This is a genomic window from Parasphingorhabdus cellanae, assembly GCF_017498565.1.
Taxonomy (GTDB): domain Bacteria; phylum Pseudomonadota; class Alphaproteobacteria; order Sphingomonadales; family Sphingomonadaceae; genus Parasphingorhabdus; species Parasphingorhabdus cellanae.
Genome location: NZ_CP071794.1, coordinates 826723 through 846237 on the forward strand (window position 1 = coordinate 826723; position 19515 = coordinate 846237).

Here is a 19515-nt window from a genome sequence, read left to right on the forward strand (position 1 = left end):
CCTTAAAACGAAGCGGCTGCTAGTTGACGTCGCCGCTGAAAAATCAGCGCGTATATACAAGCGTAGAGCAAAATGACCACCATACCGATCCACTCAATTTTCAGCGGTGTGAATTGGTATAGCAGGATCAACCCAAAGAGCAGACCCCAATGGACGGCAATATAGAACCATCGGCCCAGTCGTTCCACGGTGAGATTAAGGTTTTCGGAATAGAGGCGGGTTAATGAGTCCAGCGAGTTCACGACGAAAATAATCCCAACCACGATCATCGCAATTTGCAAAGGTGCGGTTAGGGAGATTTCTTGGCTGTGAACATAAAATAATATCGAGAACCATAATGCGATGGGAATTGATGGCAAGACGAGCAGTGCCGCCAGCAGCTGCCACGGCCGAAGCCCCCCGACAAATCGCGCAACAAATTGGCCGATCATGATGCTCCAAGCGAACCACCAGAACAGATAAAAAGCATGATAGTCAGTCAGTGGGCTGACGAACCGGTGTAAATTGCCAAAATAGCCGCCCAGATATTGTCCGCTCTGTAAAAATTGGTCGATACCCATATCGCTATGCACCAAAATCGCGGCAATCAGGGCAAGGAACAGCACGAACGAACCCATACTCAGCCAAATAACCAATCGAATGTCGGTGCTTGATATCACAGCGGCGAGCACGACCACAGCAACAAGCGCATAGCGCGCCGCCTCCGGGATATTGGTGATATAATCGGGAAGATAGCTGAAAAAGAGAAATCCGGTAAACGCACAAGTCGCTATGATCACGAGATTGTTCATCACCTTCACCCATCCGATCTCGAACAATTTCAGCCGTGGTTCGACAACACAAAAATAAAATGTCGTGAGAAAATAAAAACCCCAAACCAAAAACCCCCAAAAGCCAAATTCGAGCGCCAACGGGTTCGTGAAAGAATATACAGCTTCCGTTTCGTAGACCGGGAATTCAGTCAAGGGGAACAGGATCAAACCGACATCCAGACCAGAAGTGAATAAAATGGCGATAAATGCCATCAAGCTACTCGGCTGCTCCCCAGTGAGTAGGGTTTTTCGGAACCAGATGATCAAGAACACTGAAGTAATCAACGTAATCAATATAGCAGTGGTCAATATGATGTGGGCGCTTTGCATCGATCGCGTTTTTTCGAGTGAAGATATTGCAATACCTATGCAAAAAACCGATGGAAGCAAAATGGAAACTTATTTTACCACCGCTTTGTTGATCCATATCGGTGCTCTATTTTACATCGTCGCCTTCCTGATCCGCGATGAAATGAAGCTGCGTCTGCTGGTATTGAGCGGCTCTATTTTTTACCTGCTATATTACTATCTGTTTCCGGACGTTCCTCTGTGGGATGCAATCCTGACTACGGTCATTTTGACGCTTGCCAATTTAATCGTCCTGTTCCGCATTGCCTTGGAACGGTCTGTGCTCGCATTAAGTCTTGAGGAAAAGCAACTGTTCGCAGCGTTTGAAGGATTTACGCCCGGGCAATTTCGACAACTGCTCAAAATCGCCGAATGGCGCACGGCCCAATCCTCTGATGTGCTCACCACAGAGAATGAACCGCTTTCCAAATTATATTATATTTTTGAAGGATCTGTTCATGCGAAGAAGGGGAAGCATGAATTTACATTGGCCGCTGGAAATTTTATTGGAGAGATCGCATTCGTTCTCAAAGGCCCTCCAACTGCGAATGTTAGCGCTCTGGCTAACACCAGATATGTCGAGTGGAATAGCGCAGAAATTGAGCGACTAATGGCGAAATCATCCAGTTTTGAAAATGCCATGATGGCGCTACTCAGTCGTGATCTTGCTGATAAACTCGCGACTAGCATTCAGCCAGGATCGGTGATTGTATAGTAAGCCTTGCTAAGCGCTAACTTTCAGGCACGTTTTTTCTAGCCCAGTTCCTCCGCGCGAAGAGTCTTGCGGTCGAGTTTCCCGATCATCGTCTTGGGCAAGCTGTCACGAACAATCACATCACTGACGCGCTCATGCTTGCCAAGTTGTGGGTTGAGCCAGTCTTTCAGAGCTGCACCGTCAACATCCATTCCCTCTTCCAAAGCAACATAAGCTCTGGGGCTTTCGCCGCGATAATCATCGGGAACACCAATGACGAGCGCTTCCTTAACAGCTTCATGCTTGTAAAGCACTTCCTCGACCTGACTCGGAAAAACCTTGAAACCGCCAACGGCGATCATGTCCTTTATCCGGTCGACAATCTTTATATAGCCATCGTCGTCAATCTCCGCGACATCGCCGGTGCGCAGAAAGCCATCGACAAATACCTCGTCATCGGCCTGCGGCAAATTCCAATAGCCTTGCATGACCTGCGGGCCAGAGAAGATCAATTCGCCCGGCTCGCCTTCGGGGACTTGTTTGGTCGGGTCTTCCTTGTCGACCAGCTTGACCAAAGTCCCCGGTACTGGCTGTCCGATGGTTCCGGATTTATTGAGGCCGGAATAGGGGTTAGCGCTCACCACGCCGGAACTTTCGGTCAGGCCATAACCCTCAACGAGCTTGGCGCCGGTCTTCGCTTCGAATTTCTTTTTGAGCTCCAGTGGCAATGGCGCCCCGCCGGATACACAGACTTTAAGCGAAGAAAAATTGGTTTTGTCGATATCAGGATGATCGAGCAGCGCCTGATACATAGTGGGCACACCGGGCATGGCGGTAATATGGCTGCGGGTGATCGCTTTCAAGGTCTGCTTGGCGTCAAAGCGCGGCAGCATGACAATCTCCCCGCCCCGCTGAACCGTGCGATTGAGCACTGCGCTATTGGCGAAGACGTGGAAGAAAGGCAGCACGCCCATCAGCCGGTCATCTTCGTCAATATAAGGATCAATACTATTAATCTGCCGCGCATTGGCCGTCAGGTTCTGATGGCTGAGCATCGCGCCCTTGGGAGTCCCTGTCGTCCCGCCCGTATATTGCAACAAAGCAATATCTTTTTCCGGGTGGATATTGGGCGCGATATATTTGCCATCATTGGCCGTCAGGTCCGCAAAGGGCGTGATCCGGTCATCCTCGGGCTGCGGTGAATTTTCCTTGCTGCGAAACAACCGGTAGAAAAGCGCTTTTGCGCCCGGCAGAGCGCCGGCTACGCTGCCTACAACCAGTCGTTCGAGGCTGGATTGCTGGAGCACTTCATAGGCTGTGGGGAATACCGCGCTTGCCGACAATGTGAAGAGAATCTTCGTGCCGCTATCTTCAACCTGATGGTTCAGTTCCTCAACCGTATAAAGCGGCGAGAAATTTACCACCGTCGCGCCAATCGCCATTGCGCCATAGTAAGCCGTTACATAATGTGGAACATTCGGAAGAAACAGACCGATCCTGTCGCCCTTTTTGGCACCGAGATCTTGCAGACCTTTGGCTACACGGACGACGCCAGCCGCCACTTCGGCGTAGCTATATTTACGCCCCATGAAATCGAGCAGATTCGCGTCTCCTCTGCGACCAGCCGAGCGAAAGAACATGCCGGGCATCGACAGGGGCGCAAAAAATTGATCCCAGTTGGTAGGATGATTATAGCGCGATTTCCAGATTGGACTGGGTTCAGCGGATGGATGGGTTTCGGGGATATCAGTCATTAACATGAGTGTAAGTCAATGGAGCGGCGGTGACAATGGGGCTTACCGTTTTTGGCGGTCACTTATCGCAGCCTGTTACTCATGTGCCACGGGTCAGACGGCCTGACTAAAGGTTCCCGCCGTTTGTCCGCGAAATTCGTCAAATGTCGCAGCGATGCTCCGCGCATAAGGTCTGGCAGAAGGCATTAATTTCATCCGCTGATCAACAATCTCGATCAGACCGCGGTTAATAAAGGGCGCGAGTCGACCGGCATAGGTCGCCGCCCCGCCAAGTGTCGCAAGGTCAGCCTCCCCATTGGTCAAAATCTGTTCAATAATCGCGCCGTGCATTTGATGGTTGAAGTTCCGGCTTATGCCCACAGCCGCTGGCAATTGGCCTTGCCCCAAGCAAGCGCGGTAGCGGCCGGTATTTTTCTCGTTCTGGACGATCAGGTCAGGAAATTCGCTGATCGCCGAAGCGCCCATTCCGATCAATATATCGCTCTGATCATCGGTAAAGCCTTGGAAATTTCGCCTAACCGTACCGCTTGCCCCTGCCTGCCCGAGGGGATCGCCGGGCAGTGCGAAATGGTCAAAGCCGATGGGTTGATAGCCCGCTCGGGTTAGAAAGTCATAGCCGAAAGCGGCCATATCGAAACGCTGCCTGGCATCAGGCAGATGAGTATCGTCAATCTGACGCTGACGGGGAATGAGGCTCGGAATATGAGCATAGCCAAACAGCGCGATCCGTTCCGGCGCGAGCGCAATCGTCTGTTCCAGCGTTTTCCGCAAAATATCCATCGTCTGGTCGGGCAGACCGTACATCAAATCAAAGTTGAGTGATGTAACGCCGGTCGCTCGCAAGTGCGCGACCATATCCGTCACCATGTCCAGAGGTTGCACTCGCCCGATCGCAGCCTGCACAGCCGGATCAAAGCTCTGCACGCCAAGGCTTACATTATCCATACCGGCCCCCACCATCAGTTCCTGCCATTCTGCCGAATAGCTTCGGGGGTCCAGTTCGATCGAGAGGACAGCTCCATCGATTTGGAAAACTGTCTTCAGTTGATTCAATAACGCCTTGAAATCACCAGCGAAAAGAGCATTTGGACTGCCACCACCAAAGGCGATCCGCTTCACCCGGCCTCGGTGATTCAGCTTGGCTGCAACCAGATCAATCTCGGCAAATAATGCTTTCATATAGGCCGTCAGACGGTGCGTCCGGTTTGCTCTGTCGGTGTTACAGCCGCAATACCAGCATATCTGATCGCAATAGGGGATATGGACATAAAGCGACATATCGTCGCAAAGCCGGACATTTTTCAGCGCGCGATCCAGATCGGGCGAACCGACGCTGGCATTGAAATCAGCGGCGGTTGGATAGCTTGTATAGCGCGGAACCGGGCGTTCGAGCAGTTCTGGATGATACTTCCACATGACAGCGGTTTATGCGGAAATAAACTGGCTGTCTTTGCGCTAGATCAAGGCGCGCTATACCAAGCCGTTCCGTCCTTCATGTCATGCACTGCCCGGCCCGTATATTCGAGATGGCGGAGCGTTGCCATCGCCTCTCCAGTTGCCATCCCGATGACATCATGGCCAATGGGACGGGAGAAAAGTAACGGAAAGCTATCGACCACCCGCATCGGTTTTTCAGCAAGGGCATCGGCGAGATCATCCAACGCCTCATTATGCCGCAACGCCAAAGTATCAAGGCGTTGATGCGCGCCCTTAAATGGCCGACCATGGGCTGGTAACACAAGCAGGTCGGGGTCAATCTCGGCCCGAAATCGGTCAATACTGGTCAGCCATTCACCCAGAGGGTCGGCTGTTGGTTCGCTCAGCATCACCGAAATGTTCGAGGTAATTCGCGGCAGGATCTGATCACCAGAAATCATCACCTGGTTTTTGTCATCAATCAAACAAGCATGCTCTGGCGTATGGCCACGCCCGATCATTACCCGCCAATGATTGTCGCCGATAGTCAGGCTATCGCCCTCATCCATGCGAATATGACCGATGGGCATCTGTGAGACCGCGCGCGCAAAGCGGCCCCAGCCGCCCTCACATTTTTCCTTGATCAGCGCTTCATCCCAACCCGCAAACCGCCATTCGTCAATTGCTTCCTGCGGCACATCAGCGCTCACGTCAGCCGTCAGCATCCGTGCCAGCAGCCATTCGGTGCGGTTCATATGCAACGGTGCTTTGAACCGATTGGCTAGCCAGCCGGCGCAGCCCACATGGTCAGGGTGGAAATGGGTGACAACAATTTTGGTGGCCGTTTTCCCGTTCAATCCAGTTTCAAAAAGCGCTTTCCACGATTCAATGACGGCGGGCATGAACAAGCCGGTATCGACAATAGCAAAACCCGGCGTTCCATCCGGATGCAGGTCATCCAATATCCAATTGTTAATATGTCCCAGAGGTCCCGGAACCGGCGTGCGGGTCCAGCCGATGCCGGGCATCAATTCGAAATATTCGCCATATTTGGGCTCATATTCGCCGAGCGGATAGGTGAGACCTTCGACTTCGATCGGATCAAAGCCGTGATCAGCCAGCGTTGCGTCATAAGCGGGTGGTGTTGTGAGAGCATCCATGGATAGACCATAGACATATCCCTTGTCGCCAAGCAACCGGATTTAATCGGTCAATTAAGGGAATTACCGCACCAAAAGTTTATTGCTCCGGACACCGCATAAAACGCGGAGCATCAGATTAGCTATCCTTGAACAACGTCTCTGCAGTCAAATCTTCGGTCGCGATTTCTTCCTCGCCAGATTCAGCGGCCAGCGCAGCTTCCGCATCACGTTCGGCCTGCGCCCGTTCTTCGTGCAGTTCAGCAATAAGCGCTTCTTTGTCGCCGCCGAGTTTCTTGTCTTCGGGCACTTCAGGCTCAATACCGGCTTTTTTCGCTGCCTTGGCAACAACAGCATCCAGTTCGCGCTGTGAGCAAAGCCCCAGAGTCACGGGATCTTTGGGAACGATATTTGCAATATTCCAATGCTCGCGATCACGGATTGCGTTGATTGTTGTGCGGGTTGTACCGATCAACTTGCCCACCTGTGCGTCGGAAATTTCCGGATGATTGCGCAGCAACCAGGCTATGCCATCTGGCTTATCCTGACGCTTAGACACCGGGGTATAACGCGGTCCCTTGGTGCGGCGCACCTGATCGGGGCCTTTTTGCAGCTTCATCCGATAATTGGGATCTGCTTCTGCTCTGGCAATTTCCTCATTGGTCAGTTCATGCGCCTGCACCGGATCGCGGCCGGTATATTTGGAACCGGCCAGATCATCGGCCATCGCATTGACTTCAAGAATGTGAATGCCACAAAATTCAGCAATTTGTTCAAAGCTCAATCCGGTATTATCCACCAGCCAGCTGGCGGTGGCGTGCTGCATGAGCGGAGTTGGGTTATCTTGGGCCACGGTGGCGTCCTTCTCAAAAAATAAGGGCCGCCCCTTTCGGGAGCGGCCTGTTGTTGAGCCCTATGTAGGGGATATCGAAAGAGTCGGCAAGATATTTGGTTGAACCATCATTTTTTTGCAAATTTTCTAGATTCAAGCCCTCGCAAAAATCGCCTTTGCTATAAATCGGCGAGATAGATGAACTGTCCGGTCCGGCTCTATTGGAACCAATCCATCGAGAAATTGACTCGCGCTTGCCCCCCAACTAAACTTTGCAGCCCTTTCCAAACAATCATTTTGATGCAAACACTGGGCAGCGGCAATCGCGCGGTTTAGATCGTCATCCATAACGCCGCTATTTCCGGTTAGTATATCTATAGGTCCTGTTACCGGAAAAGCCGCAACTGGCGTCCCGCAGGCCAGCGCCTCAATAAGCACGAGCCCGAACGTATCGGTTTTGCTAGGGAACACAAAGACATCGGCACCGGCATAACAGCCGGCAAGTTCTCGCCCCGATTTCCGGCCTAGAAAATAGGCTTCTGGATAATCCTTGCGCAAGGTTTTCAGAGCAGGGCCGTCACCAACTACTACCTTGCTACCAGGTTGATCAGTTTTCAGAAAGGTCTCGATATTTTTCTCTACCGCCACGCGTCCGACATAGAGCTGAATAGGGCGTGGTAGCTGCTTAAACAGGTCTGGTGTTGGTGCATCTGGCGAAAAATTATCAAGGTCAACACCACGGCTCCAGTGATGGACTTGCGGCAAATGTTCATCGATCAGTTGCTGACGAACACTATTTGTAGACACCATTATGGCTTGTGATGGGCGGTGAAACCAGCGGATATAGAGCCAAAAAATCCGCGGCGAAAAATATGTACGTTTTGCAAGATACTCGGGGAATTGGGTGTGATAGGCTGTCGTGAATGGCCGATGGTTGCGGCGACACCAGCGCCGTGCCGACAAACAGAGAGGCCCTTCCGTCGCCAAGTGGATAGCATCTGCATCAAACTCTGCAATCCGCTGCCCGACGCTGCGCGCGCGGGTCACGGCCAAACGGATTTCTGGATAGCTAGGTGCAGCAACAGAGCGATATTGATCAGGCGAGATAACCAACACCTCATGCCCCCAATAGCGTAATATACCGATAACGGTGTCGAGGGTTCGAACAACACCATTGACTTGGGGGTGCCAGGCATCAGTGACCAGTGCGATTTTCACGCCGCTTGCTCCAAGTCACCCTTTACGGTCTTCAGCTTTAGCGGTTGATCGCGACGCGCCTCCCGAGCAGCAATTTCATCCGCCCAATGCAATATTTCCATTGTCCCGTCGTCACATTCGACCAATGCGGTGCAACCTTCCACCCAATCTCCGTCATTATAATATTCGATACCTTTGATCTCACGCATTTCGGCCGTGTGGATATGACCGCAAACGACGCCGTCAACGCCCCGGTTACCTGCCGCTTTGGCAACCAGCTCCTCAAAGCGGCCGATAAATTCAACTGCGTTTTTAACCTTGTGTTTGGCGATTTTTGAAAGCGACCAATAGGGCAGCCCCATCCGCCCCCTCACCTTATTCACCACCCAATTTAGTCGCATCAATGTGGTGTAAGCGGCATCACCGACGAACGCGAGCCAACGATGTGCTAGCATCACGGCATCAAATTCATCGCCATGGAGCACCAACAGACGTCGCCCGTCAGCAGTTTCGTGAATAGCAGAGCGGCGTATTTCGACACCACCGAAGTTAAGCCCCGTAAATTGCCGAAACATTTCGTCATGATTGCCAGGAATATAGACAATCCTTGTATCTCGCTTGGCCCGTTTCAATATCCGCCAGATGATATCATTATGTCCATCAGGCCAGTAGAATTTCTTCTTCAACCGCCAGCCATCAATAATATCGCCGACCAGATAAAGAGTATCGCTATCCACATGGTCAAGGAAATCAATCAACATTTCCGCATTGCAACCGCGTGTTCCAAGATGGATGTCAGATATCCAGATCGTACGATAGCGCGTTCGGTCAGCCGAATTGACTTGTGTTTTTCTTGACAAACGTGCTTCGTATCTGTCGGCGTCCAGCAACGGAACACTGGACGCAGAAATTGACGGAAATTGTTTGGTCATCACTTAGCTCCCAAAGAAACCATCTATGGGAGCAGCCTATAACTGCTTTATATTACAGGATGATTCACGTTTTGTGACCATTTATTTACAGCGTCAGGCAGGTTTTAGAGCCGTTTCGTGAGGTAATCACGCAACCGGTCCTGTAAATGCGGAACGGCCTCTTGGCTCTCCAGAAAGTCGGCTACAGTCATCATTTGCCAGTGCTGCCCCTCATCACCAAAAACGATTCCAGACACTTGCTTGCGGGTCAGGCGACCAACGAAAAACAGCGCCCGCCGACTGCTAGAGCCTCGCCAATTTTCATAATACTGAATATAGTCAATGGCTGCAATTTGCACCTTGATACCAAATTCTTCAAACGTTTCCCGGACAACGCATTCAGCGCCACTTTCGCCACCTTCGCGGCCACCTCCCGGAAGATCCCACATATCGGGAAACGGAATATTGGGCTTGTTATCACGGCGATAGACTAGAAGCCGGTCCTCGACAAATAGCGCCACTTTTGCGCCGTGGAAGTCGATCTCATCATTCATCACTCCGCTCGCCTTTGCTTTGTCGTATCATCTCCTTTCCTACTCCAGTATGTAAGTCGGTGGGTTTTCAGCGCAAATGCGTTGCACAACGGTAAACCTCATGTTTGCCGCTGATATCCGGCACGCTCGGATGACGAGCCCCGTTTCTCACCCATCCATTTCAACTTAGCTGCAAGATAGGTAGTAATCGGCGTTTCAATTGAAATGTGAATTGAAATACCTACAGCCACTGCCGCCAAGATGCCAACCGGGATAAACCACACCGTCACTTCTTCATGAGTCGTCCACACGTGATAAATCGAAGAAAATACCAACATATGGAATAGGTAAATCGAATAAGATGCGTCACCGATTAAAGACAGAATTGGGATATTTGCAATCTTATGCTCAAAGGAAACCAATCCCCAGACGATTAGCATTGCGGGTACGCCTAAGGAGATCAGCCGTACATCCACCGTCGCATATAATATTGGCATCAAAACAAAGCCCAGAGGTACAAAAAACGGAGAAATCGATTTGCCTGACTTGGCTATAACCATGCCGAACACGAATTCCAGTAATATAGTTTTCGTATAAAACTCGGATATCCCGCTTACCGGTAAAAGCAATCCTGCAACTACCAGCATCGTCAGAAAAGAGGCGACGGCAAAGACCTGCCGGGCAGATGACACCAGCAGACCGGCACCGAAAATCAGATAGAAAAACATTTCATAATTCAACGTCCATCCAGGCTACAAAATAGGTAAATATGCACCATTTTCCGGATGGACGGCTGGCAAAAATAGAAAAGATGCAATGCTATGCCAGCCGGTCCAGGTGGACGATTGAATGGTAATTATGATTGCCAACCAATAAAGCGGTACGATACGGATAATTCTCTTCAAGTAAAAATATAGAATTGAATATCTCTTATTGATGGTCGATTTAACCATTATAAATCCAGATATAACGAAAAATATATCTACCCCGCCTCGCAGCCAGGTATTTGACCATTTTTCGATGAACAAGCTTCCAGTGAACAAGTGCAGGATGACGACCATTAAAGCCGCGATACCTCTAAGGTATTGAATAGATAAATAATTATGCAAAGCAGGAAAACTCCCAACACCTGAAGTGCTAGAAATATATGATCCAATACTTTATTATTTGTTACATAATTAATATTTTATATTATACAATATTGTAAAGATGGTTACTTTATTAACAAAATTATCTTCCCAACATGGTCGCCAGCCTCCATATGGGCATGAGCCTTGGCAGCATCCGCCAGGGCGAAACTTTCATCCATAACCGGCTTCAATTTGCCCGCTTCGATATCTGGCCAGACATAGCGATAGAGCTCGTCAGCGAGCAGCGCTTTGCGATCGGCAGATTGCGGACGCAGTGTTGAGCCGGTAAGCGTCAGCCGCTTCATCATCACCTGCGCCATATTGAGCGTGGCGTTCATTCCGCCTTGAACGGCTATCGTTACGTGTCGGCCATCTTCTTTCAGACAATTGAGATTGCGCGGCACATAATCACCTGCGACCATGTCGAGCACTATTTCCAGCCCCTCGCCACCAGTGATCTTCTTGACCTCTTCCACGAAATCCTGTGCCTTGTAATTAATCGCGTGATCCGCGCCGATGCCCTTGGCCGCAGTGCATTTCTGATCCGAACCGCATGTCACGATCACTTTCAGTCCAAATAACTTCCCCAGCATGATCGCCATTGTACCGATACCGCTAGTGCCGCCGTGGACAAGTACCGTTTCATCTTCTCTTGCAAAGGCACGATTGAATAAATTGCTCCACACGGTAAAAAGGGTTTCCGGCAAGGCCGCAGCTTCTTCCATTGTCAGCCTGTCCGGAACCGGGAGACATTGTCCAGCTGGCGCAACGCAATATTCTGCATAACCTCCACCATTGGTAAGAGCGCAGACCTTGCGGCCCATCCATTCAGGCTCGATGCCTTTACCTAATGCAACGACAGTGCCGGACACTTCCAGACCGGGCAAAGGTGATGCGCCTGGAGGCGCGGGGTATAGCCCCATGCGTTGCACTACATCAGGCCGGTTCACCCCAGCAGCAACGACTTGTATCAAAACTTCTCCGGCTGCTGGTTCAGGCACCGCCATAGTTTGCGGCTTCAACACTTCCGGGCCACCTGGCTCGCTGATCGCGATCGCAGTCATTTCCGATTGTAAGACCTTCGATGCCATTATGTGATCCCCCAACTGCCGCAAGGCTCAAGTAAAGAGCAGCAAGCTTTTTCTCTATTGCCCTTATTGACAGCAAACCCCGGCCGGTCAACATTGCCGATGCAGATGGCCGAAAAAGATAGGAATTATGGACATGAATGAAGATGATGATCTGCCGCGTAGCGCAAATGATCCACTCAGCTTGCTGACAAAACAGGATCTCGACCCTTTTTCTGTCGATGAACTGGAAAAGCGGATATCTGTCCTCAAAAATGAGATAAGCCGCTGCGAAGCCAAGAAAAGCTTTGCAGTGTCGCATCGCGCCAACGCCGATAGTCTGTTTAAAAGGCCATGAACTTTGATAGCTTGGTAAGGATTTGTTAACCCTATATCTTAATAGTTGGATTTAAGTTGATCCGACTTGAACCGTATAGGAGAAGATACGAGTAATTGCACATAACCTTGGCTCTACGCTTGTCCTTCTTGCTAAATGCCCTTGATGTTTTTCGGGTTACGCATAGATTAAGAAGAACACCGAATAGTTAAGGTCGGGACACCATCAGGTCCCATAGGCTTTCGGCTACCGGGACACTCATTTTGTCCCCCAAGGAGTAAATAAATGCCTTCATTCGCAGAATCGCTGGAAAAGACCCTCCATCAGGCTTTGAAAAATGCCGCTGATCGGTCTCATGAATATGCGACTCTTGAACATCTTCTTCTCGCATTGATTGATGATGGTGATGCCTCGCAAGTGATGAATGCATGCGGTGTCGATCTTGGTGAACTCGAAGACGCAGTCGTGCTTTATCTCGATAGCGAGCTGGACTCCTTGAAGGTTGAAAAATCGATTGATCCCTCCCCTACTTCCGGTTTCCAGCGCGTTGTTCAGCGCGCGATTCTTCACGTGCAGTCATCCGGTAAAGATGAAGTCACCGGTGCCAATGTATTGGTAGCCTTATTCTCGGAACGCGAAAGCTATGCCGTCTATTTCCTCCAGCAGCAGGATATGAGCCGCCTGGATGCCGTTAGCTTTATAAGCCACGGCGTCGGCAAGGGCGGGCAATCTGTTGACCCCGCCGAGCTGTCCGGTGCCGACGAAGGCGAAGAGAAGAAAGACGCCAAAGCCAAAAAAGAAACCGCACTCGACCAGTTTACGGTCAATTTGAACGAGAAAGCCAAAGATGGCCGGATTGATCCTCTCATTGGCCGCCAAGCTGAAGTTGATCGCACGGTGCAAATCCTTTGCCGCCGGTCAAAAAATAACCCGCTTTATGTCGGTGAACCCGGCGTTGGTAAAACTGCCATCGCAGAAGGGCTTGCGCTGCGCATTGTTGAAGAAAGCGTGCCTGACGTGCTTAAGCCAGCGATCATCTATTCGCTGGACATGGGTTCTTTACTGGCTGGCACACGTTATCGTGGTGACTTTGAAGAACGGCTCAAACAGGTTGTTTCCGAACTTGAAAAAATGCCGGACGCGATCCTGTTCATTGACGAAATTCACACGGTTATCGGCGCTGGTGCAACCAGCGGCGGCGCGATGGATGCGTCCAACCTGCTGAAACCAGCGCTGTCGGGCGGCATTATCCGTTGCATCGGTTCGACCACTTATAAAGAATTCCGCAATCATTTTGAGAAAGACCGCGCCTTGCTGCGCCGGTTCCAGAAAATTGATGTCAACGAGCCTAGCGTTGAGGACACGATTAAAATCCTCGCTGGCCTGCGCGGCGCATTTGAAGAGCATCACAAGGTGCGTTACGCACCTGATGCGTTGAAATCCGCGGTTGAGCTATCAACGCGATATATTAATGACCGCAAGTTGCCGGACAAAGCCATTGACGTGATTGACGAGGTTGGGGCGATGCAAATGCTGTTGCCACCTTCGCGTCGCAAAAAAATGATCACGACCCGTGATATTGAAGCGGTTATTGCAACCATGGCGCGCATACCGCCCAAATCCGTGTCGAAAGATGACAAGAAAACGCTCGAAAATCTGGACAAAGATTTGAAACGAGTCGTCTTCGGTCAAAATGCGGCCATCGAAAAACTCTCAAGCGCGATCAAACTCTCTCGCGCTGGTCTTCGCGAACCCAACAAACCGATTGGCAACTATTTGTTCTCTGGCCCCACTGGTGTCGGTAAAACCGAGGTTGCCCGGCAATTGTCATCCATCATGGGCATCCCGCTCAAACGTTTTGACATGTCCGAATATATGGAGCGCCATAGCGTTTCACGCCTAATTGGTGCTCCTCCGGGCTATGTCGGTTATGATCAGGGTGGCCTGCTGACCGATGCGGTGGATCAGAACCCGCATTGCGTGCTGCTGCTCGACGAGATTGAGAAAGCCCATCCGGACCTGTTCAATATCCTACTGCAGGTGATGGATAACGGCAAACTCACCGATCACCATGGCAAGACTGTTGATTTCCGTAATGTTGTCCTCATCATGACTACCAATGCCGGAGCGTCCGACATGGCAAGAGAGGGCATTGGCTTTGGCAATGTATCCAAAGAAGACGCCAGCGACGAGGCGGTGAAGAAAATGTTCACCCCCGAGTTCCGCAATCGTCTGGATGCGATTGTTCCCTTTGCTTATCTGCCGCCAGAAGTTGTTGAACGGGTTGTCGAGAAGTTTATCCTCGAACTCGAACTGCAGCTGGCTGATCAAAATGTCCATATCACGCTCGATGACGATGCGACCAAATGGCTGACCGAGCGTGGCTATGACAAACTCTATGGTGCGCGTCCAATGGGCCGCTTGATCCAAGAAAAGATCAAACAACCGCTGGCTGAGGAACTTCTATTCGGCAAGCTGATGAATGGCGGCGAGGTCAAGGTGCATTTGAAAGATAATGAACTAAGCTTTGAGGTCACGCCGTCAGCACCAGCAGCAAAGAAAAAGAAAAAATCAACGCCCAAGAAAAAGGCTCCGACCAAAAACAAATAACCATTTGAATAGCGGGGTGACTCGCTATTCCAAAAAACACAAAGCGGCGTGACTGGTCTCACGCCGCTTTTTTGCTCCAGTTTTATTCAATCAGGCTCTTCTGCTATAATCTTGGCGGGAGATTGAATATGGCCTATTTTCAAGGGTTTATTATACCCGTTCCAAAAAAGAATAAAGAAGCCTATCGCAAGATGGCTCAAGAAGTCGCCCCGTTTTTTGCCGAATATGGCGCTCTGCGTACGGTTGAATGCTGGGGCGACAATGTCCCACATGGAAAAACCACGGATATGTATGGCGCAGTCAACGCTGAAGAAAACGAAGATATCGTCTTCTCGTGGATTGATTGGGAATCCAAGCAAGCATGCGACAAAGCAGCGGACAGCATGACCAAAGATGAACGCATGGAGGCACCGGGTGAGATGCCATTCGATGGCATGCGCATGATCTATTCAGGCTTCGAATTGCTAGGGAAACATGGCCAAGGCGGGCCGACGGGCTATGTCCAGGGATATGTTGCCCCGGTCGCGAAAGTAAAACGCAAACCATTTGCCGATATGTGCGCGACCATGCGCGAAATCGCTGTGGATAGCGGAGCGCTGCATGCCGTCGATGGTTGGGCCGAAGAAATTGAACATGGCAAGCTGACCGATTGCAAGCGCGCAGTAAAAGCCGAAACCGGAGAAGCGATTGCTTTCGGTTTTGTCGAATGGCCCACCAAAGAGGCCTATGAGCGTGGCTCGGCGAAAATGCGCGAAGACACGCGCATGCCACCATCCGATGCCGACATGCCGGTTGATGGCGAACGGATGATTCTCGGTGGTTTTGATGTTCTTCTTGTCGCTGACAGTCGCTAGCTTTGAATATTATGGAAACACTCCTGACAATATGCTGTCAGTAGGCCTATGTCATTACCTGCTTGTCCGCAAAAATGAAAGGAACAAGCATATGACCGAAGCCAACCAAAATCGTCTCGTCTGGACGGAGATACCTGTTACCAACTTAAAACGGGCGGGCACTTTCTATGAAACACTGCTCGAAGTGCCCTTAACGGAGGACAATAACGGACCGCAGCCAATGCTCATGCTGCCTGATCTCCAAGGCAACGGTGCGGTCGGGCACCTCTATGAAGGAAAACCCGTTACTCAGGGAGATGGCATAACCGCGCATCTGGCGGTGAAAGGAAGCCTGGATGACGCGATGGCAAGGGTCGCAAGAGGCGGCGGCGAAATCGTGTCCGAAGAGATCACTATTCCTGCTGGCTCTTTTTTCTACGCGAAAGATACCGACGGTAACTCGCTCGGAATCTTCAAATACTAATATGCGTAGAGCCGACCGCCTGTTTCAGATTGTGCAATATCTGCGCGGTGGTCGGCTCATTACAGCGGCTAGGCTCGCTGAGCGTTTGGAAGTTTCTGAACGTACCATCTATCGCGACATTGCGGACCTTCAGTCGACCGGCGTCCCGATCGATGGCGAGGCGGGTATCGGCTATATCATGCGCAGTGGATTTGATCTGCCGCCGCTGATGTTCACGCGCGAGGAGATTGTCGCGCTTGTCACCGGTGCCCGCATGGTGCGCGCTTGGGGTGGCACCGCCATGGTGGGCGCGGCGGAAGAAGCGTTAGTCAAAATTGAAACCGTATTGCCCGAAAAAGAACGCGGCCGAGTCGGCGGCACCAAGATATTCGCACCCGAAATGGGGCTCGGCGATCAGACAAGAGCCATAATCGACCTTTGTGAGGCCGCTATCGAAGCGCGCAGTATATTGTCTTTCGACTATCATGATCAGGCAGGCTTAGCTACAACCCGCAATGTTCAGCCATTGGGACTGTGGTTCTGGGGCAAAAAATGGACATTGGTCGCATGGTGCGAATTGCGTGATAATTTCCGGATGTTTCGCCTAGATCGTATGGAAAAGCTTGCTAAAACAGGCCGCACTTACGCTCAGGTGCCGGAACGGTCACTGGCCGAAATCCTGAGGCAGATCGAAGACAAATATGGCAAACAGTAACTTGTTGCTGGATATCACCGTCATTCAAAAGTCTCTATCCGTAAGGACCGTGTAGCGTCGCTGATCAGAAAATTAGCTTCATCCGCCCGTATCTCCGCGATCACGTCGGGATCCGAAACACGCTCCATAAAGGCGTCATAGTCTGCCGGATGAGCAAACCAGATTTCGGTGACAACATCAAAGTCAGGATCGGCTTGGTCTTCGCGGATACCAGCATTTTCGTGATCGAGATAATGTCGCCGATAGCGCGCAAACATGGGCAGCAAGCGCCGGATTAATGGCACATGCCTGGCCTCATAATAGGCGCGAAACTCGGCAGATGTCAGTTCAGACTTTTTCGAAATCAGGAAAAACTGTTTGATCATTAGTCCCACCCCATGATTTAATCTGCGACATTATAGGGCATGGTGTAACCTGTGAGCTATCGGCTGCGAACTAACAAATATCTATACCGAAAAAAGGCTTTAGACATGCTATCGCGGTTCTTGTTATCCTTCGTGGCTCTCTCGCTCTCAACCAGTGCATGGGCGGCGCATGATCATTCCGACTGGAACTCTCTGCTGAAACGCAATGTTGTCGTTACCGGCGGAGGCACTTCGTCAAAGGTCAACTATGCGCGCTTCAAAACAGATCGGGCGAAGCTAAAAACCTATCTCGATTCCACATCGTCTGTCAGCCAAGCAACCTTCAATAAATGGTCCAAAAACGATCAGCTCGCTTTTCTGATCAACGCTTATAATGCTTGGACGGTTGAACTAATTCTAACCGAATATCCCAATTTGAAATCGATCAAGGATCTCGGCTCGATCATCCGGTCTCCCTGGAAACAGAAATTCATCCCGCTATTCGGCAAGACCGTATCACTCGATCATATCGAGCACACGTTGATCCGCGGCAGCGGACGTTACAACGAGCCGCGCATCCATTTTGCAGTGAACTGTGCCAGCATCGGATGCCCGGCGCTTCGCAACTCCGCCTATCGCGGTAACACTCTGTCCGCTCAACTTCAAACGGCGACAAAAGATTTCCTGCGCGACCGCAGCCGCAATCGCTTGAAAGACGGCAAGCTTCAGGTCTCCAATATCTTCAAATGGTATCGTGGCGATTTTGAAAAGGGGTGGCGCGGCGCGCAAAACCTCAATCAGTTTCTCGCCATCTATGCTGGGTCGCTCGACTTGACCAAGGGTCAGCAAGCGGCATTGAAATCTGGCAAGATAAAGGTCAGCTTTCTAAGTTATGATTGGCGCTTGAACCGGATCCGATAGACCATGCACAAAATCGCTCTTTCCGCCATCGCCTTCATTCTCACCGCTTCATCAGCTCCCGTTTCGGCGCAATCGGGCGGCCTCCAAAGGATCAGTAACTTCGCCAGCGGTACGGCCGGATGGCGCAGCGTACAAATCGACAAGAAAGTCCCGGCGACAAAGTTCACGGCCAAACGCATTCAGGGCGTCCCAGCCATTCAGGCCTATGCGCGCAAAAGCATGGCCCTGTTCACGCGGCCAGTGACTGTCAACCTTGCGAAAACTCCAGTGCTCTGCTGGCGCTGGCGGGTTAACGATGTTGTGAGAACAGCGAACATCGCCAAAAAGTCAGGCGATGATCAGGCAGCGCGTGTGTATATCGGGCTTGACCTGCCGAACAGCAAAATCCCGCTAGGCACTCGCGCCCAACTGGCGCTGGCCAGGACACGCGGCAGCGAAGCGATACCTGACGGAGCGATAAACTATGTCTGGGATAACCGCTTTCCAGTTGGGACTGCTCGCAACAATGTCTATACCAAACAAGCAAAGATCATCGTCGCGCAGAGCGGAGCTGCACAAGCCGGAACATGGGTGAATGAACGCCGCGACCTTGCTGCCGATATCCAAAAACAATTTAAAACCGGCAGAGCCAAAGTTACCTCTATCGCCATATCCAGTGATACGGATAATAGTGGAGAGACCGTGACAGCTGCGTTTGCCGATATCCATCTGGTTTCTGCAAACGCTAAATGTCAGTATAGATAAAGACTGACTACAAGCTGGCGACGGCCTGTTATAGCTTTCATCCTCAAATTTCGCCGCCATAGGAGACGATCATGGCTTTATCTTCATCCACCCTCACCTTCTACACCAACCCGATGTCCCGTGGTCAGATCGCCCGCTGGGCGCTTCATGAAGCCGGGGCGGACTATGATCAGAAAATTGTCCAATATGGCGAGGAGATAAAGTCTGCGGACTATCTTGCGATCAACCCTATGGGTAAGGTGCCAGCGATTGTTCACAATGGCAAAACCGTTACAGAATGTGCTGCAATCTGCGCCTATCTGGCGGATGCTTTTCTCGGTGCCGGGCTTGCGCCGACGCCGGACGAACAGGCCGACTATTATCGCTGGCTGTTTTTCGCGGCAGGGCCAGTTGAACAAGCTGTCATGGATCGCAATTTGGGATTGTCACCCACCACCGAACAAGAACGCTCGGCTGGTTATGGCAGTTATGACCGCGCGATGGATGTGCTGGACCAAATGCTGCAGTCCAATCAATATGTCTGTGGAGACCGTTTTACGATGGCAGACGTTTATGTCGGATCACAGGTGGATTGGGGCTTGCAATTTCAAACTTTTCCAGAGCGCGACAGTTTTACTGCCTATGCAGAGCGTCTGCGGGAACGCGAGAAATACAAGGAATCCAAAGCGATTGACGCAGCATTAATGCCGGAATCCTAAAACAAACCAATAAAAAA

19 protein-coding genes and 1 pseudogene are annotated in these 19515 nt (G+C 51.0%); 9 read left to right on the top strand and 11 right to left on the bottom strand.

Annotated elements, in window-relative coordinates; genetic code table 11:
- Window positions 1–2 precede the first annotated feature (2 nt).
- Complete coding sequence (locus J4G78_RS04130) at window positions 3–1142, bottom strand: BCCT family transporter (RefSeq protein ID WP_207988733.1); 1140 nt, start codon at window positions 1140–1142, stop codon at window positions 3–5.
- Window positions 1143–1203: 61 nt separating this feature from the next.
- On the opposite strand from J4G78_RS04130, the gene J4G78_RS04135 reads away from it, so the two are divergent.
- Window positions 1204–1875: a Crp/Fnr family transcriptional regulator gene (locus tag J4G78_RS04135; protein WP_207988735.1), complete on the top strand. Its 672-nt coding sequence runs from the start codon at window positions 1204–1206 to the stop codon at window positions 1873–1875.
- 38 nt (window positions 1876–1913) lie between these two features.
- Here J4G78_RS04135 and J4G78_RS04140 read toward each other — a convergent pair whose 3' ends face one another.
- From J4G78_RS04140 to J4G78_RS04185, 9 genes and pseudogenes are all read right to left on the bottom strand, one after another.
- Window positions 1914–3608, bottom strand: a complete 1695-nt coding sequence (locus tag J4G78_RS04140; RefSeq protein WP_207988737.1) for a long-chain-fatty-acid--CoA ligase — start codon at window positions 3606–3608, stop codon at window positions 1914–1916.
- A 93-nt stretch (window positions 3609–3701) separates the two neighbouring features.
- On the bottom strand, window positions 3702–5024 hold the full coding sequence (gene hemN, locus J4G78_RS04145; RefSeq protein ID WP_207988739.1) for an oxygen-independent coproporphyrinogen III oxidase: 1323 nt from the start codon (window positions 5022–5024) through the stop codon (window positions 3702–3704).
- Window positions 5025–5068: 44 nt separating this feature from the next.
- Entirely contained in the window at window positions 5069–6184 is a 1116-nt protein-coding gene (locus tag J4G78_RS04150; RefSeq protein ID WP_207988741.1) for an MBL fold metallo-hydrolase, read from the bottom strand.
- Between the two features lie 118 nt (window positions 6185–6302).
- Window positions 6303–6989, bottom strand: coding sequence for a DUF1013 domain-containing protein (locus tag J4G78_RS04155; RefSeq protein WP_207990399.1), 687 nt, complete (start codon window positions 6987–6989; stop codon window positions 6303–6305).
- Between the two features lie 159 nt (window positions 6990–7148).
- Window positions 7149–8213, bottom strand: coding sequence for a glycosyltransferase family 4 protein (locus tag J4G78_RS04160; RefSeq protein ID WP_207988743.1), 1065 nt, complete (start codon window positions 8211–8213; stop codon window positions 7149–7151).
- Window positions 8210–9124 (bottom strand): UDP-2,3-diacylglucosamine diphosphatase, encoded by a 915-nt coding sequence (locus J4G78_RS04165; protein WP_207988745.1) that lies wholly within the window; start codon window positions 9122–9124, stop codon window positions 8210–8212. The genes J4G78_RS04160 and J4G78_RS04165 overlap by 4 nt, the downstream gene beginning before the upstream one ends.
- A gap of 104 nt (window positions 9125–9228) precedes the next feature.
- On the bottom strand, window positions 9229–9657 hold the full coding sequence (locus J4G78_RS04170) for an NUDIX domain-containing protein (protein WP_207988747.1): 429 nt from the start codon (window positions 9655–9657) through the stop codon (window positions 9229–9231).
- A gap of 98 nt (window positions 9658–9755) precedes the next feature.
- Window positions 9756–10745: pseudogene (locus tag J4G78_RS18360) on the bottom strand (acyltransferase family protein).
- Window positions 10746–10849: 104 nt separating this feature from the next.
- Complete coding sequence (locus tag J4G78_RS04185) at window positions 10850–11857, bottom strand: NAD(P)H-quinone oxidoreductase (protein WP_207988753.1); 1008 nt, start codon at window positions 11855–11857, stop codon at window positions 10850–10852.
- Between the two features lie 133 nt (window positions 11858–11990).
- On the opposite strand from J4G78_RS04185, the gene J4G78_RS04190 reads away from it, so the two are divergent.
- From J4G78_RS04190 to J4G78_RS04210, 5 genes are all read left to right on the top strand, one after another.
- A complete protein-coding gene (locus tag J4G78_RS04190; protein ID WP_207988755.1) occupies window positions 11991–12191 on the top strand; it encodes a DUF1192 domain-containing protein in 201 nt (66 codons plus the stop codon).
- Between the two features lie 264 nt (window positions 12192–12455).
- The gene (gene clpA, locus J4G78_RS04195; RefSeq protein ID WP_207988757.1) at window positions 12456–14780 is read left to right on the top strand and encodes an ATP-dependent Clp protease ATP-binding subunit ClpA; all 2325 of its coding nucleotides are present in this window, start codon (window positions 12456–12458) and stop codon (window positions 14778–14780) included.
- 128 nt (window positions 14781–14908) lie between these two features.
- On the top strand, window positions 14909–15634 hold the full coding sequence (locus tag J4G78_RS18365; RefSeq protein ID WP_207988758.1) for a DUF1428 family protein: 726 nt from the start codon (window positions 14909–14911) through the stop codon (window positions 15632–15634).
- Between the two features lie 91 nt (window positions 15635–15725).
- Entirely contained in the window at window positions 15726–16097 is a 372-nt protein-coding gene (locus J4G78_RS04205) for a VOC family protein (RefSeq protein ID WP_207988760.1), read from the top strand.
- A gap of 1 nt (window position 16098) precedes the next feature.
- Entirely contained in the window at window positions 16099–16791 is a 693-nt protein-coding gene (locus J4G78_RS04210; protein WP_207988762.1) for a helix-turn-helix transcriptional regulator, read from the top strand.
- A gap of 20 nt (window positions 16792–16811) precedes the next feature.
- Here J4G78_RS04210 and J4G78_RS04215 read toward each other — a convergent pair whose 3' ends face one another.
- Window positions 16812–17156 (bottom strand): EthD domain-containing protein, encoded by a 345-nt coding sequence (locus tag J4G78_RS04215; RefSeq protein ID WP_207988764.1) that lies wholly within the window; start codon window positions 17154–17156, stop codon window positions 16812–16814.
- 105 nt (window positions 17157–17261) lie between these two features.
- Between J4G78_RS04215 and J4G78_RS04220 the strand changes: the two genes are divergently transcribed.
- The 3 genes from J4G78_RS04220 to J4G78_RS04230 all read left to right on the top strand — a co-directional run bounded on the left by J4G78_RS04220 (window position 17262) and on the right by J4G78_RS04230 (window position 19498).
- On the top strand, window positions 17262–18056 hold the full coding sequence (locus J4G78_RS04220) for a DUF547 domain-containing protein (protein WP_207988766.1): 795 nt from the start codon (window positions 17262–17264) through the stop codon (window positions 18054–18056).
- A 3-nt stretch (window positions 18057–18059) separates the two neighbouring features.
- Entirely contained in the window at window positions 18060–18800 is a 741-nt protein-coding gene (locus tag J4G78_RS04225; protein WP_207988768.1) for a DUF3047 domain-containing protein, read from the top strand.
- Window positions 18801–18871: 71 nt separating this feature from the next.
- On the top strand, window positions 18872–19498 hold the full coding sequence (locus tag J4G78_RS04230; RefSeq protein ID WP_207988770.1) for a glutathione S-transferase family protein: 627 nt from the start codon (window positions 18872–18874) through the stop codon (window positions 19496–19498).
- The last annotated feature ends 17 nt before the right edge of the window (window positions 19499–19515 follow it).

Coding starts and splice junctions, on each gene's coding strand:
- J4G78_RS04130 (WP_207988733.1), bottom strand. CDS start 1,142: ATGCAAAGCGCCCACATCATATTGACCACTGCTATATTGATTACGTTG.
- J4G78_RS04135 (WP_207988735.1), top strand. CDS start 1,204: ATGGAAACTTATTTTACCACCGCTTTGTTGATCCATATCGGTGCTCTA.
- J4G78_RS04140 (WP_207988737.1), bottom strand. CDS start 3,608: ATGACTGATATCCCCGAAACCCATCCATCCGCTGAACCCAGTCCAATC.
- hemN (WP_207988739.1), bottom strand. CDS start 5,024: ATGTGGAAGTATCATCCAGAACTGCTCGAACGCCCGGTTCCGCGCTAT.
- J4G78_RS04150 (WP_207988741.1), bottom strand. CDS start 6,184: ATGGATGCTCTCACAACACCACCCGCTTATGACGCAACGCTGGCTGAT.
- J4G78_RS04155 (WP_207990399.1), bottom strand. CDS start 6,989: ATGCAGCACGCCACCGCCAGCTGGCTGGTGGATAATACCGGATTGAGC.
- J4G78_RS04165 (WP_207988745.1), bottom strand. CDS start 9,124: ATGACCAAACAATTTCCGTCAATTTCTGCGTCCAGTGTTCCGTTGCTG.
- J4G78_RS04170 (WP_207988747.1), bottom strand. CDS start 9,657: ATGAATGATGAGATCGACTTCCACGGCGCAAAAGTGGCGCTATTTGTC.
- J4G78_RS04185 (WP_207988753.1), bottom strand. CDS start 11,857: ATGGCATCGAAGGTCTTACAATCGGAAATGACTGCGATCGCGATCAGC.
- J4G78_RS04190 (WP_207988755.1), top strand. CDS start 11,991: ATGAATGAAGATGATGATCTGCCGCGTAGCGCAAATGATCCACTCAGC.
- clpA (WP_207988757.1), top strand. CDS start 12,456: ATGCCTTCATTCGCAGAATCGCTGGAAAAGACCCTCCATCAGGCTTTG.
- J4G78_RS18365 (WP_207988758.1), top strand. CDS start 14,909: ATGGCCTATTTTCAAGGGTTTATTATACCCGTTCCAAAAAAGAATAAA.
- J4G78_RS04205 (WP_207988760.1), top strand. CDS start 15,726: ATGACCGAAGCCAACCAAAATCGTCTCGTCTGGACGGAGATACCTGTT.
- J4G78_RS04210 (WP_207988762.1), top strand. CDS start 16,099: ATGCGTAGAGCCGACCGCCTGTTTCAGATTGTGCAATATCTGCGCGGT.
- J4G78_RS04215 (WP_207988764.1), bottom strand. CDS start 17,156: ATGATCAAACAGTTTTTCCTGATTTCGAAAAAGTCTGAACTGACATCT.
- J4G78_RS04220 (WP_207988766.1), top strand. CDS start 17,262: ATGCTATCGCGGTTCTTGTTATCCTTCGTGGCTCTCTCGCTCTCAACC.
- J4G78_RS04225 (WP_207988768.1), top strand. CDS start 18,060: ATGCACAAAATCGCTCTTTCCGCCATCGCCTTCATTCTCACCGCTTCA.
- J4G78_RS04230 (WP_207988770.1), top strand. CDS start 18,872: ATGGCTTTATCTTCATCCACCCTCACCTTCTACACCAACCCGATGTCC.